The sequence below is a fragment of the Nonomuraea sp. NPDC049649 genome (genome assembly GCF_040675175.1).
In the GTDB taxonomy this organism is placed as follows: Bacteria; Actinomycetota; Actinomycetes; order Streptosporangiales; family Streptosporangiaceae; genus Nonomuraea.
On record NZ_JBFAOH010000020.1, the window covers coordinates 113,236 to 127,192 of the forward strand.

11 protein-coding genes are annotated in these 13,957 nt (G+C 71.9%); 5 read left to right on the plus strand and 6 right to left on the minus strand.

Going from position 1 to position 13,957, the window contains the following annotated elements:
• Window positions 1–4: 4 nt before the first annotated feature.
• A complete protein-coding gene (locus AB0J42_RS24125; protein WP_364298000.1) occupies window positions 5–625 on the plus strand; it encodes an L-threonylcarbamoyladenylate synthase in 621 nt (206 codons plus the stop codon).
• A gap of 297 nt (window positions 626–922) precedes the next feature.
• Window positions 923–2,356 (plus strand): MDR family MFS transporter, encoded by a 1,434-nt coding sequence (locus AB0J42_RS24130; RefSeq protein ID WP_364298002.1) that lies wholly within the window; start codon window positions 923–925, stop codon window positions 2,354–2,356.
• Between the two features lie 579 nt (window positions 2,357–2,935).
• Here the strand turns inward: AB0J42_RS24130 and AB0J42_RS24135 are convergent.
• Together AB0J42_RS24135 and AB0J42_RS24140 are read right to left on the minus strand one after the other, a co-directional pair.
• Window positions 2,936–3,766: a ChbG/HpnK family deacetylase gene (locus AB0J42_RS24135; protein WP_364298004.1), complete on the minus strand. Its 831-nt coding sequence runs from the start codon at window positions 3,764–3,766 to the stop codon at window positions 2,936–2,938.
• A complete protein-coding gene (locus AB0J42_RS24140) occupies window positions 3,763–5,262 on the minus strand; it encodes an MFS transporter (protein ID WP_364298006.1) in 1,500 nt (499 codons plus the stop codon). The genes AB0J42_RS24135 and AB0J42_RS24140 overlap by 4 nt, the downstream gene beginning before the upstream one ends.
• A 171-nt stretch (window positions 5,263–5,433) precedes the next feature.
• On the opposite strand from AB0J42_RS24140, the gene AB0J42_RS24145 reads away from it, so the two are divergent.
• Window positions 5,434–6,384, plus strand: coding sequence for a sulfotransferase (locus tag AB0J42_RS24145; protein WP_364298008.1), 951 nt, complete (start codon window positions 5,434–5,436; stop codon window positions 6,382–6,384).
• Here the strand turns inward: AB0J42_RS24145 and AB0J42_RS24150 are convergent, their stop codons facing one another.
• The 4 genes from AB0J42_RS24150 to AB0J42_RS24165 all read right to left on the minus strand — a co-directional run bounded on the left by AB0J42_RS24150 (window position 6,385) and on the right by AB0J42_RS24165 (window position 12,103).
• Window positions 6,385–7,281: a hypothetical protein gene (locus AB0J42_RS24150; RefSeq protein ID WP_364298010.1), complete on the minus strand. Its 897-nt coding sequence runs from the start codon at window positions 7,279–7,281 to the stop codon at window positions 6,385–6,387. It lies immediately after the preceding gene.
• Between the two features lie 83 nt (window positions 7,282–7,364).
• The gene (locus AB0J42_RS24155) at window positions 7,365–9,584 is read right to left on the minus strand and encodes a cellulose binding domain-containing protein (protein ID WP_364298012.1); all 2,220 of its coding nucleotides are present in this window, start codon (window positions 9,582–9,584) and stop codon (window positions 7,365–7,367) included.
• 170 nt (window positions 9,585–9,754) lie between these two features.
• A complete protein-coding gene (locus AB0J42_RS24160) occupies window positions 9,755–10,798 on the minus strand; it encodes a LacI family DNA-binding transcriptional regulator (RefSeq protein ID WP_364298014.1) in 1,044 nt (347 codons plus the stop codon).
• A 9-nt stretch (window positions 10,799–10,807) separates the two neighbouring features.
• The gene (locus AB0J42_RS24165; RefSeq protein WP_364298016.1) at window positions 10,808–12,103 is read right to left on the minus strand and encodes an aspartate aminotransferase family protein; all 1,296 of its coding nucleotides are present in this window, start codon (window positions 12,101–12,103) and stop codon (window positions 10,808–10,810) included.
• A gap of 207 nt (window positions 12,104–12,310) precedes the next feature.
• On the opposite strand from AB0J42_RS24165, the gene AB0J42_RS24170 reads away from it, so the two are divergent.
• Together AB0J42_RS24170 and AB0J42_RS24175 are read left to right on the plus strand one after the other, a co-directional pair.
• Window positions 12,311–12,694: a PPOX class F420-dependent oxidoreductase gene (locus AB0J42_RS24170; RefSeq protein ID WP_364298018.1), complete on the plus strand. Its 384-nt coding sequence runs from the start codon at window positions 12,311–12,313 to the stop codon at window positions 12,692–12,694.
• Between the two features lie 385 nt (window positions 12,695–13,079).
• The coding region (locus AB0J42_RS24175; RefSeq protein ID WP_364298020.1) for a pectate lyase at window positions 13,080–13,957 on the plus strand (878 nt) is incomplete at its 3' end.

Here is a 13,957-nt window from a genome sequence, read left to right on the forward strand (position 1 = left end):
GGGCGTGGCGAAGTACATCGACATGCACCCGGACAATCCCCAGCACCGCCTGATCGGCCAGGTCGTCGATCTCCTGAAGGCGGACGGGCTGATCGCCTATCCGACGGACTCCGGCTACGCCCTCGGCTGCCGGCTCGGCAACAAGGAGGGCATCGACCGGATCCGGGAGATCCGCAACCTCGGCGACGAGCACCATTTCACCCTGATGTGCCGGGACTTCGCCCAGATCGGGCAGTTCGTGCACGTGAACAAGGCGGTGTTCCGCCAGGTCAAGGCGGCCACTCCCGGCGGCTACACGTTCATCCTGCCCGCGACCAAGGAGGTGCCGCGGCGGCTGTCGCACCCCCGCAAGAAGACGGTCGGCGTCCGCATCCCCGACCACGTGGTCACTCAGGCGCTCCTGGCCGAGCTGGGTGAGCCGATGCTGTCCAGCACCCTGCTGCTCCCCGGCGACGAGGATCCGATGACGCAGGGCTGGGAGATCAAGGAGAGGCTCGACCACACGGTGGACGCCGTCATCGACGCCGGCGAGTGCGGCGCCACCCCGACGACCGTGATCGACCTCTCGCAGGACGAGCCCGAGATCCTCCGGCAGGGCACCGGCGACGCGTCCCTCTTCCAGTAGGGCGAACGTCCCGTCTCCCAGAACGAGTGGCCCCTCTCTTCCAGCAGGACGAGCGGCCACTCGTTCAGCGGGGCGGGCGGCCTCCTCCCGCAGCAGGACGAGCGGGACCTCTTCCACTGGGGCGAGCGGGAAAAACCGGGTGACATCTCCCGGCGGCTGCCGGAATGCTGGGCACGGGCCGGTGAGTTTTGTCGGTGGCGTCGGTCAGTCTGTACGTGACCGCGGACCTCTCGCGATACCGAGTGCCGCAGACGCCCGGTCTTTCCCTTTTTTGTCCGTACGTTTGATAGAGGTACCGTGCCCAGCCCACAGCTCGATACGCCCGCCATGCCCGCGGCCCCCGCTCGGGGCCGCACACCGGCCGTGATCCGGCTGCTGGTGTTCGCGACGTTCGTGGTCATCCTCAACGAGACGATCATGATCAATGCGATCCCGCAGCTCATGGCCGCGCTGCACATCGATGAGCAGACGGCGCAGTGGCTCTCGACGGCCTTCATGCTGACCATGGCCGCGGTCATCCCGATCACCGGATGGTTCCTGCAGCGGGTGTCCACCCGTCATGCCTACGCCGCCGCGATGGGGCTGTTCCTGATCGGCACGGCGCTGGCCGCCGTCGCGCCCTCGTTCGAGGTGCTGCTGGCCGCCCGCATCATCCAGGCGTCCGGCACGGCCGTGATGATGCCGCTGCTGATGACCACGCTGATGCAGGTCGTGCCCGAGGAAGACCGCGGCCGGGTGATGGGCAACATGTCGCTGGCCATCTCGGTGGCGCCCGCGATGGGCCCGGCGGTCTCGGGAGTGATCCTGCAGCTCGGGTCCTGGCGCCTGCTGTTCGTGCTGGTGCTCCCGATCGCCGCCCTGATCACCTGGAGCGGCCTGAAGCGGCTGGAGAACGTCGGCGAGCCCCGGCCCGGCAGCATCGACTGGTTCAGCGTGACGACCGCCGCGGCCGGGTTCGGCGGCCTGGTCTACGGGCTCAGCCGGTTCGAGGGCGGCGACGTCCGGGTCGCCGCCGCGATCGTGGCGGCCGGGCTGGCCACCATCGCCGTCTTCGTCCTGCGTCAGCTCTGGCTGCAGAAACACGGCGTGCCGCTGCTCGACTTGCGCACCCTCCTCCACCGCACCTACGCGATCGCCCTGATCCTGATGTCGGTGGCCTTCATGGCGATGCTCGGCTCGCTGATGCTGCTGCCGCTCTACCTGCAGAGCGTGCGCGGCCTCAGCGCCCTGGAGACCGGGCTCCTGGTGATGCCGGGCGGTCTCGCGATGGGCCTGCTCGGCCCGGCCGTCGGCCGCCTCTTCGACAGATTCGGCGGAAGACCGCTGGTCATTCCCGGCGCGATCGGTCTCATGGCCGCCCTCGCCGGCTTCACCCAGGTCTCGATGACCATGCCCTACTGGCAGATCCTCGCCCTGCACGCCCTGCTGTCCGTGAGCCTGGCCGCCACCTTCACCCCGGTCTTCACCCTCGGGCTCGGCTCAGTCCCCGCACCGCTCTACTCCCACGGCAGCTCGATCCTGAGCACCCTGCAGCAGGTCGCCGCCGCCTTCGGCACCGCCCTCGTCATCACCGTGATGAGCGCCCGCGCCGCCGCCCTTAGATCCACGGGCACCACCGACGTCCTCGCCTCCCTGGGCGGCATGCGCCTGGCCTTCGTCATCGGCGCGGCCCTCTCCGTGATCGTGGTCATCACGGCGGTGCTGCTCCCCTCCCGCGTCCCGCCGAAGTAACCCTCCGGGACCGTCCGCGGACCTCACCCCCCATCCGCCGGACCACAGAGGTCACCCCGTCACCCCTTCCCCATTCTCGGGAGCGCAGGGGTCAGCTCCTCCCACATGCACGGGAGCGCTGAGGTCACCCCCGTCACGCCTCCCCCGCCGCAGGATCACGGACCTTCCTCCGTAACCCCTCATCCGCCAGACCGCAGAGATCACTCCGTCGCCCCTCCTCCATCCGTCGGATTGTGGAGGTCTCTCCGTCATCCCCTTTCCGCAGCTGCCCGGTCAGCGCGTCGAGTCGGGGCAGGAGCGTGCACACGAGCAGGGCGCTCTCGGCCGCGTCCAGCCTCGGTCGGAGGAGTTCCAGCTCGCCGAGCAGGTCACGCACCACTTCTTCCAGGTACGCGGGCCGCAGCAAGCCGAGCACCGTGCAGGAAACACGGCACCGCTTACCCTCCCCATGCGTCCCGGACCGTGACGGGCCTCGAACTCCCCGCCGTTCTTGCCCCGTTCTAGGAAAGGGCCGTCGAACGGGTTTCATCTGACCGACTGCACGTCCTTTCCGCCGCCGAGTTCGATCCGTTCGCGGGGTCAGGGCCACCAGCTGTCGGTGAGTTCGACGCCCTCGCGTTCCAGGGCCGCGTGCCATGCCGGGTCGCGTAGCAGCCGCGTCTCCCAGGCGCGCACGATGCCGTCGGGGCCCGCGACCGCGTCTTCCCGGGACGGGTGGAGGAACAGCTCGCTCGTGCCCTCGGGCAGTTGCGCCAGACGGCGCAGGTAGTCGTCGCGGAGCTGTTCATAGGAGCCCAGGTCGGCGGCGGTGCGGCGGTTGGTCGCGATCGTCTCCGGGATGGCCACCCCGAGGGCGTCGGCGTGGGCGACGGCGCGTTCGTGGGCCGCGGCGAGCGGCTGAGGGAGGGGGCCACCGAAGTACGGCTCGGGGTCGCGGGGCAGCCGGAAGGCGAAGCCGTGGCGGGCGCACCACTCCAAGGTCTCGGCCAGCCAGGATCTGCCGTGCAGGCCGTAGAGGGTGCCGGCGTGGGAGTCGGCCGCCACCGGAGACAGGCCCCGGTCGCGCATCCAGCGCAGTTGCGCGTCGGCTTCCCGTACGACGTCGCCGGCCTCGCCCCGGGCGCCCAGGGCGAACGGGTCGTCGGTGAGGGTCCCGTCCGGGTCGACGAGGCTGGCCGCGCCGTCGAGGGGGCGCCAGCGGGGCAGGCCGCGTTCGCTGGTGAGGGTCACGTGCAGCCGGGGCAGGACGCCGAGTTCCCGGGCCAGCTCGGCGGCGCGTTCGGCGGCGGGTGAGACGCAGATGAGCGTGGTGGCGGTGACGTTGCCCTCGGCGAGCAGCGCGGCGATGACCTCGGTGGTGCCGGGCTCCCGGCCGAGGTCGTCGGCGGTGATGACAAGGCGGCGACTCATCGGGGGCGCTCCGTGGCGGGTTCGTCCGTGGGGCCGGGTGGCGGCGGCTCGGCCGGTTCGGCGGAGGGCGCGTCCGTATGCCCGGGTGGCGTGATGACCGGCTCCGCGACGGGCGGGGGCTCGACCGGTTCCAAGGCGGGTTCGTCTGTGGGGCCGGGTGGCGGGGGTTCGGCCGGTTCGGTGGCTTCGGGTGGGGTTTCGAGGGGGACCGAGATGAGGCGGGCGGCGATGGCGCCGATCGTGGTGAGGACGAACGGGTAGACGCACAGGTACATGCGGAAGGCGAGGCCGGGGTCGGGGCCGGGGGCGTCGCCGGAGGAGTAGCCGAAGAACACGCCGAGGGAGGTGAGGGCGAGCCCGGTGACGATCCCGTTGAGCCGGCCGAAGAAGCCGAACGCCGACAGGAAGAGGCCTTCGCGGTGTTCGCCGTTGCGCGCGGCGTCGGCGTCCAGCACGCGTGCCACGATGAGGTCGTTCGTGGCGAGCATTCCCGACCAGCCGGCTCCGACGAGCACCCCGGCGGCGATGGCGGTGACGAGGTCGGTGGCGAAGAACAGGACCGCGAAGCTGGCGGCGAGGACCGCGAAGGCGAGCCGCCAGGCCCAGAGCGCGCCGCGGCGGGCGACGACGCGCGTCCATGCCGCCAGGCCGCCCGCCGAGACGAGGATGACGATGCCTTGCAGGTAGAGCGCGTTCGCGACGGGCAGGCCGAGCGAGTATCGGACGTACAGCTGGATGCCGGAGAGCACCAGCGCCATGGCGATGCCGTAGCAGGCGCCGGTGAGCCCGACCGTCCAGAACAGCCGGTTGCGCAGGATAGACCGGACGCTGCCGAGCAGCGGCGGACGCTCGCGGGTGGAGTAGCGGGGGTTCTCGCGGGCGCTGAGCGCCATGAACACGATGACGACGAGCGCGATGACGCCGTAGATGATCGCGGTGGTCTGGAAGCCCCGGGTGGAGTCCTCGGTGCCGAAGACCTGGGTGGTGAGGAGCGGGGTGACCGCGAGTGAAATCACCAGCGCGACGAGCTGGAAGCCCTGGCGCAGGCCGTTGGCCACGGCGCGGTCGCTCTCGCGGGGGTAGAGCTCGGGGAGCAGCGCGCCGTAGTTGGCGTTGAGCATCGAGTCGAAGGCTTCGCAGAGGATCGCGAACACGGCGAACCAGAGGACGAGTCCCATGCCGTCCAGTGATGCGGGCGCCGAGAAGAACGCGATCATGCTGGCCACCAGCATCGGCGCGCCGAAGAGCAGCCAGGGGCGGCGTCTGCCGAAGCGGGTCCTGGTGCGGTCGGAGAGGTGGCCGAGCAGGGGGTTGTCGATCGCGTCGATGACCGCGTACACCACCATGACCACGCCGTAGGCGCGCACGTCGAGCCCGAGGATGTCGACGTAGAAGAGGATCATCGATCCCTTGATCATGTTGATCGGGATGGACGTGCCGAACATGCCGATGGCGTAGCGCCAGGCGGGCGTCCGCCGCGGGGCGGGCTGGGACACGCGATCACCTTCCTCGCCGGCGGCGCACCGGCCGCGCGCGCACTGACGAAGATGGCGACAAAGGGCGCACCCTGTCAATGCTTATATCCCGCAATCCCGATACGTATTGTGGATAAATCCGAGCAGGATGTACACCCCCGACCTGTCCGTTCTGCCATTGGAGGGAAGACGGTGCCCCTGCCCGATTTCCTGATCGCGGGCGTGCCCAAGGCGGGGACCACGGCCCTGCACGCCGCGCTGCAACGCCACCCCGGCCTGTTCCTGTCCCGCGTCAAGGAGCCGAAGCACTTCCTCACCGACGGCCCGCCCCCGGCCGGCGGCGGGCCGGGCGACGCGGAGACCTACCGGGAGCACGTCTGGCGGCGCGCGGATTACGAGGCGCTGTTCGCCGAGGCGCCCCCGGGTGCGCCGGCCGGCGAGTCCACCCCGTTCTACCTGTACGATCTGGCCGCCCAGCGGCGGATCCGGGCCGCCGTCCCCGGCGTCAAGCTGATCATCAGCCTGCGCGACCCGGTCGAGCGGGCCCACTCCAACTGGACGCACCTGTGGTCGGCGGGGCTGGAACCCATCGGCGACTTCGTACGGGCGTGCGAAGCCGAGCCGCGCCGGGTCGCCGCGGGGTGGGGGCACTTCTGGCACTACGTCGGGCTCGGCCGCTACGGCGGGCAGCTGGCGCACTTGTTCGGGTTGTTTCCCCGGGACCAGGTGCTGATCTTCCGTTACCGGGACATCGTGGACCGGCCCGCCGAGACGCTCGACCGCATCTGCGCCTTCCTCGGCGTACGGCAGGGGCTGCTCACCGAGGTCCCCCGGGAGAACGTCACCGCCCACCCGGACCCGGGCCTGCGGCACCGCGTGCTCTCGCTCGTACGCAGGCGTCTGCCCACCGCGCTGGGGGCGCCGATCGAGGGGCTGCTCCAGCACCGCGGCGCCGCCCGCCGCCCTCTGTCGTGGGAGCAGCGGCAGCGGCTCATCCCGTACTTCGCCGACGACATCGGCCAGCTCCAGCGCGTCACCGGCGCGGACTTCAGCGACTGGCTGCGGCCCAAACGGCGGGCCGGGGGCCTGGTCGGCGCCCGGCCGCCGGGGCAGCGGCAGTCGCGCAACGGGCAGGCGCGCTGATCACCTCAGCTCGGTGCGCAGCTCGTGGGCGCCGTCGGGGCGGGTGTACTCGTAGTACAGGCGTACGGCGCCGCCGGGCAGGTCGACGATCTCCAGGTAGCGCAGCCCGCCCCCGGCGTGCGGCGAGACGGCGGCGGGCGCGTCGCCCAGGGCGGTCAGCGCGGCCGGGTCGGCGCCGGTGGCGACACCGGTCCGCTCCTCGTAGTTCTCCCCGGCGCTGGCGCGGCCGTCGTAGAAGGCCAGCACCCGGTCGCCGTGCCACCGCACGGCGCTGACGCGGACGCCGCGCGCGTCCCACAGCCCGGGGCGGCCGCTCAGGGCGGTGCCGTGCCAGGTCCACTCCAGGCCGTCGGCGCTGGTGGCGTAGTCGGTCACCATCCGGTCGGCCTCCTCGGGGAGCTCCAGCGGGTGGCAGGAGGCCCACAGGTGCCAGGTCCCGTCCCGGCGGACGATCACGGTGTCCTTGACGCCCGTCTTCGGGTCGCCCGGCAGTACGGTCACGCGCTCGCGGGCGTCGAACGCCTCCGGGGCGGCGGCCTCCAGCACCTCCACCCGCCAGTGCTTGGTGCCCTCGGTGGCACAGCTCAGGTAGAGCCGCCAGCGCCCGTCCGGCAGGCGCACCAGCGAGGGCCGCTCCAGCGACTCGGCGTCCATCTCCTCGCGGGTGACCGTCACCAGGGGCTCGAACCGCTCGCCGTCCGCCGAGCGGGCGACCACCACCGCGTACCCGCGTCCCCTCCCGACCGGGCGGCGCAGCCGGTAGGCGAGGTAGATCAGCCCGTCGGCGGCGACCGCGCTCGGCGCCCCGGCCCAGTGCCCCTCCCCGGCGGCCGGCGGTTCCACCGCGACCACGGCTCGTTCCGGACGGGGCAGCAGGGCACGCTCGTCGATCCACATGCGCGCGACCCTAGGGCACCGGGCGCGGCCGGGTTCGCGCCTTGAACGTTTCCCGGCCTGCGCCATACGGGTCCGTCACACGGTCAGCGGAGGTAGACGTCGGGCGTGGGCGGGGTGGGCATGCCGTCGCCGATGAAGAAGCTGGGGTGCGGCGGCTGGTTGTAGGCGGTGTTCTGCCAGGCGAGCGCCACCCGGTACTGCGGGTCGTGCAGCAGGGTGTGGATCTTGGTGGTGGTCACGTGCGGGGTGGAGTAGATCCGCAGGGCGCGGTTGTCGGTGGTGGGCCAGATGACCTCTTCGCGCCAGTCGCCCAGGATGTCGCCCGACAGGGACGGGGTGGCCTTGGTGCCGTTGTTGCTGTGCACCCCGGAGGCGGTGAGCAGGCGGGTCTCGCCGCTGGTCCCGTACTTGTCGATCCGGGTCTGGTCCAGCAGTTCGCGCACCGGGTCGCCGTCCCACCAGGACAGGAAGTTGGCCGAGGACGGCTGGCGGCCGATCACGGTGCCGGAGGTGTTCCGCAGCCCGTTCTGTCCAGCGCCGGCGGCCCAGGACTCGGCGCCGGGGCTCCCCGCGTAGATGTCGCCGGCCACGCCGCGGCCCGGTCCCTCGCCGTCGGAGCCCGAGCCGGAGCCGGTCTGCCAGAGCACCCGGCCGGTGCGGGCCTCGACCATGTACAGGCCGGGGCGGTTCGCCGCCTCGGAGATCTTCACGTACTCCTGCCCGGGGCGGCTCGGGTCGAGGTCGCCCAGGTGGGCGGCGTCGCCGTGGCCCCAGCCGACGTTCCACAGGCCGCGGCCGTCGTCGTCGATGGCCGCCGCGCCGTACACGATCTCGTCGCGGCCGTCGCCGTCGACGTCGCCGATGGTGAGCGCGTGGTTGCCCTGGCCCGCGTACGAGCCGTTGCCGGAGGCGTTGGAGTCGAACGTCCAGCGCTTGACCAGCCGGCCGTCGCGGAAGTCCCAGGCGGCGATGACGCTGCGGGTGTAGTAGCCGCGGGCCATGATGAGGCTGGGCCGCCGCCCGTCGAGGTAGGCGGTCCCGGCCAGGAAGCGGTCCACCCGGTTGCCGTAGTTGTCGCCCCAGGAGGAGACGTTGCCGCGGGGCGGGTCGTAGTTCACGGTGGACAGGGCGGCGCCGGTCCGGCCGTCGAACATGGTCAGGTACTCGGGGCCGGTCAGGATGTAGCCGCTGGAGTTGCGGTGGTCCGCGCCGGCGTCGCCGATGACGGTGCCGCGGCCGTCCACGGTGCCGTCGGCGGTCTTCACCGCGACCTCGGCCCTGCCGTCGCCGTCGTAGTCGTAGACCTGGAACTGGGTGTAGTGCGCGCCGGCCCGGATGTTGCGGCCCAGGTTGATCCGCCACAGGCGGGTGCCGTCCAGCTTGATGCCGTCGAGGTAGACGGGGTCGGTCACGCCGGACTGGGAGTTGTCCTTGGCGTTGTTCGCCTCCCACTTCAGCACCAGGTCCAGGCGGCCGTCGCCGTCCAGGTCGCCGACGCTGGCGTCGTTGGCGTGGTGGCCGCCGGAGGGCGGGGAGATGGGCACGTCGAGGTAGCCGGAGGCGAACCGGAGCGACGGTTCGGAGGCCGGGCCCTCGGCGCCGCCGTTCACCGGGCGGACCGTGTAGGTGGCGTCGGACGGGGCGCCGGAGTCGAGGTAGTTGGTGGAGTCCGTGACGGTGGCGACGCGGGTGCCGCCCCGGTAGACGTTGAAGGCCGTCTCGCGGGGCTCGGTGCCCAGCAGCCGCCAGGAGACCAGGTTGCCGCTGCCGGAGCGGACGCTGATCAGGCCCCGGTCGAGGTCCTCGGCCTGCTTGGCGCCCTCGGGGACGGGCGGGGGCGTGACCGTCGGGGTGACGGTGGGGGTCGCGGTGGGGGCGGGCTCGCCGGTGCAGGCGACGCCGTTGAGCGAGAAGGACGCGGGAGCCGGGTTACTGGAGCCGTTCCAGGAGGCGTTGAAGCCGAACGTGGCGCTGCCGCCCGCCGGGATCGCGGCGTTGTAGCCCGCGTCCTCGGCCCTGACCTGCGCGCCGTTCTGGGTGGCGGTGGCGTTCCACGCCTGGGTGATGCGCTGGCCGGCGGTGAACGACCAGTCCAGGTGCCAGCCGTCGACCGCGTCGCCGACGTTGCGGATGGTGACGTCGCCGGTGAAGCCTTCGCCCCACTGGGCGGTGACGGTGTAGTCGACCTCGCAGGCGACGGCGGCGGCGGCCGGTGACGGGAGGCCGACGGTGCCCGCCACCGCCAGGCACAGGGCCCCGCCGAGTGCCGTGGAGAGCAGCGCCGGGCCGGATAAACGTTTCATTGTCCGTCCAATCGGAGAGGGGGTTCCGGTGGTCAGCCGAGCGCCCTCACGGTAAGAACCCGCTGTTCAGAGTGTCAATCACGCCGCGACTCCCGGAAGCGCCGGGATTGAAACCTTTCAGGTCAGAGCGTTCGGTACGGGTGACGGGTCGTGAAAGTTTCGGCCCGCGCTCAGCGGCGGGGCGGCGCCGTCGACTCCCGGACCACCAGCCTCGGCCGGTAGACCAGCTTCTGATGGCGGTGACCCGGCCGGGCCTCGTCCAGCAGCAGCTCCGCCGCGACCCGGCCGAGCTCGCGCTTGGGCTGCCAGACGGTGGTCAGCGGCGGGGCGAGCTGCGCGGCGAACGCCACGTCGTCGTACCCCACCACCGACATCTCCCCCGGCACCCCGATGCCCCGCTCCCGCAGCCCGCCGATCACCCCGAGCGCCGCCGCGTCGTTCAGGCAGAGGATCGCCGTGGGCGGCTCGGCCGCGCTCAGCACGTCCTCCAGGGCAGCGGCGGCGGTCACCGTGATGTCGGGGGCGGGCACCCGGACGTCCAGCACCCCCCGGTCGGGGTCCAGCCCCGCCTTGACGAACGCGGAGCGCACCCCGGCGTGCCGGTCGGCGGTCTGCTGCACCTCGATGGAGGCGCCGAGCAGGGCGATCCGCCGGTGTCCCAGCCCGATCAGGTGCGCCGCGACCTGCTCGCCGCCCCAGTGGTTGTCGATGGACACCGAGCACAGGCGGCCGTCGGAGCGGTGGTCCAGCAGCACCACCGGGACCCCGCGCGCGGCCAGGCCGACCAGCGGGTCCAGGTCGGCCTCGACGGGCGTGACGAGCACCCCGCGCACGCCCTGCTTCTCCAGCTCCTTCAGATAGTGCTGCTCCCGCCCCGGCTGCAGGTCGGTGCTGCAGGTCATGAGCATGCAGCCGTCCTGGAGCAGCCGGTCCTCGACCCCGCGGCACACCTCGGTGAAGAACGGGCCGGCGATGTCCAGCGTCACCGCGCCCACCAGCGGGCTGGGCGCCCCCCGCAGCCGCCTGGCGGCGTCGTTGGGCAGGTAGCCGACGCGCTCCATCGCCGCGTGCACGCGGCGGCGCGTCTCCTCGGCCACCAGCTCGGGGTTGTTGAGTACGTTGCTCACGGTCGTCGCCGAGACCCCGGCCTCCTTCGCGACCTGCCGCATGCCGGCGCGGCGCGGCGCGGAGGAGGCCGACGGGTCGCGGATCACCGGAGCACCCTATCCGGCCACGGCCTTGAGCGACGCTTCGAGGATGTCGAGGCCCTCGTCCAGTTCGTCCTCGCCGATCGTGAGCGGCGGGGCGATGCGGAAGATGCCGCCCATGCCCGGCAGCTGGACGATGTTCATGTGCAGGCCCCGGTCGAGGCAGGCCGAGGTGACCGCTTGGCCCAGCGCGTCGGCGGGCTCCCTGCTCACCTTGTCCTTCACCAGCTCGATGCCCTGGAGCAGACCCCGGCCACGGACGTCGCCGACGACCTCGTACCTGTCGCGGAGTTCGAGCAGGCGGCCGGAGAGCCGCTCGCCGAGCCGCGCGGCGCGCTCGACGAGGCCCTCGCGCTCGATGACGTCCAGCACTGTCAGCGCGACGGAGGCGGCCAGCGGGTCGGAGACGTGCGTGGTGTAGAAGAGGAAGCCCCGCTCGTGGCAGACCTGCTCGATCTCGGCGGTCGTGACGACGGCCGCCACCGGCAGCCCGGCGCCGAGGGTCTTCGACAGCGTCAGGAGGTCGGGGGCGACCCCGTCGCGCTCGAACGCGTACATGGCGCCGGTGCGGCCGAGACCGGTCTGCGCCTCGTCCAGGATCAGCAGCATGCCGCGCTCGTCGCACATCTCCCTGAGGCGGCGCAGGTAACCGGGCGGCAGGTCGATGATGCCGCCCGACGACAGGATGGGCTCGACGAGACAGGCGGCCAGGCTCCCGGAGGACTGCTGGTCGACCAGGGCGAAACCGTAGGCGAGCTCCGTCTCCCAGTCGTGCGACCCGTCGGCGGACCGGAACGGCGAGCGGTAGGCGTTCGGCGCGGGCAGCGCGAGGTTGCCCGGCGCCGGCGGGCCGTAGCCGCGCCGACCGGCCGAGAAGGTCGCGGAGGCCGCCCCCTGGGTCATGCCGTGCCAGGAGCGGTCGAAGGAGACGATCTCGTAGCGGCCGGTGGCGAGCTTGGCCATCTTGATCGCGGCCTCGTTCGCCTCGGCCCCCGTGGTGAGCAGCAGCATCTTGCTCAGGGCGGGAGGCAGGGTCGCGGTGAGCCTGGTGGCCAGGTCCACGACGGGGGCGCTGAGCATGCCGCTGTAGAGGTGGTCGAGCGACGCGACCGCGTTTGAGACCGTGGCCACGATGTCGGGGTGCGCGTGGCCGAGGATGGCGCTCATCTGCCCCGAGGTGAAGTCGAGGATGGGCGTGCCCGCGCGGTCGTAGACGTACGCTCCCGAGGCCCGCTCGATGACCCGGGGGGTGAAGGACCCTCCGTAGCGGATCAGGTGGCGGTCCGCCTCCTCCCAGAACGTCGTGTCCATGACCACTCCTCTCCGGCCGCGCCCGGGGGCCGCGCGCCTCTACCCGAGGCCATCCTGGATCAACCGGGGGACCGTCTCAAGACCATGACCGGGCTCAGAGGCCGACCAGGCCCGCCGCGCGGCGGCGGTCGCGGCCCCGGTGGAGTCGTCGCCGCTCACGGGGTACACCCCATCCGGTACGGCACGACTCACCGCTAGGAGACGACGATGCTCGAAACCGACGTACGCCGCGTACTCGACAGCACCTCGCTGGCCCACCTCGCCACGGTCCTGCCGGACGGCTCGCCGCACACCGTCCCGCTCTGGGTCGGCACCCACGGCGACCAGGTCGTCTTCCTCACCGGCCCGCAGACGCGCAAGGCCCGCAACCTGCGCCGTGACCCGCGGGTGGCGCTCTCCGCGGTGCCGCCCGACGACCCGTACCAGCCCGTCGTCATCCGCGGCCGGGTCGTGGAATGGCTCGACGGCGACGACGCCTGGGAGATCATCGACCGGATCTCCACGAAGTACACCGGCGAGCCCTACTCCCGCGACGAGGACCGCGTCGTCGCCGTCATCGAGCCGGAGCGGCAGACCGTGGGCCTCGGCTGACCTTCGTCAGGATGCAGGGGGCGTGCGGACGGGGGGACACCTCCACGTGGGTGGCTCCACGGCCTCCCGTGCTCGCCCCCGCCCGAAGGCCGTCGGCCACGGCTCGAACGCCTTTCGCAATAATGCCAACCGGTTGCAGGGAGATCGCCTTCTACCCATAGAAGTCGCCAGAGTTTCCGTGACAACCGATTGCAGAGTCGTACATGAAAGTTTCATCGGGCACGCACCGTAGGCCGCCACCCTGAGGGGGGCCCGACCAGCCACAACGGCGGGACGGCGGAGTGTTCCGCGCTCTGGGCCTTCCCGGGCGCCGGCCGCTTGTGCTTCACTTCAGGCGCTGCCCTGGGAAAGCGCTTACCACTCCTCGCCCGAACTGGAGTCCACCGTGCGCGAAAGAAGAAGACCGGCGCTCTCACTGGCCGCCGCCCTCGTGGCGAGCGGCGGGCTGGTGGCCGGGATGGCGGGCACCGCCTCGGCCGCCCCGTCCAACGGCACCTACACCCTGGTCAACGCGGGCAGCGGGCTGTGCGCCACGGTGCCCGGCCAGAGCACCGGCGACGGCGTCCAGCTCGTCCAGAACAGCTGCACCGGCGGCGCCGGACAGGTGTTCACCCTCACCGGCGGCCGGCTGAAGGCGGTGCACAGCGGCAAGTGCCTGGGCGTCAAGGACGCGGCGACCGGGGCCGGCAAGGCGGTCCAGCAGGAGTCGTGCACCTCGGCCGCCTCCCAGAGCTGGCAGTTCACCGACTCCGGGAGCAGCTACCGGGTGGTCAACGCCAACAGCGGCAAGTGCCTCAACGTCAAGAACAACTCCACGTCGTCCGGCGCGGCGCTCCAGCAGAACTCCTGCGACTCGGTCGCCACCAAGCAGTGGACGCTGCGGCCCGCGAGCGGCGGCGGCGACCCGGGCCCCACGCCTACGCCCACCCCGACCCCGACCGGCAGCGGTGGTGACGGCAGCGGTCCTTGGCCGTCCGACACCGGCAGCGTCCACCAGACCACCACCCGCAACGTCGGCACCTTCTTCGACGGCGGCATGAAGCGCTACTACGGCATCGGCGACGGCGGCCAGAGCGAGAGCCAGGACCCGATGTTCGTGGTCGCCAACGGCGGCACCATCCAGAACGTCATCCTCGACGCCCCCGCCGGAGACGGCATCCACTGCGAGGGCTCCTGCACCATCAGGAACGTCTGGTGGAACGACGTCGGCGAGGACGCCGCCACCTTCCGCAGCTCCAGCTCCTCGGCCACCTACCTCGTCGA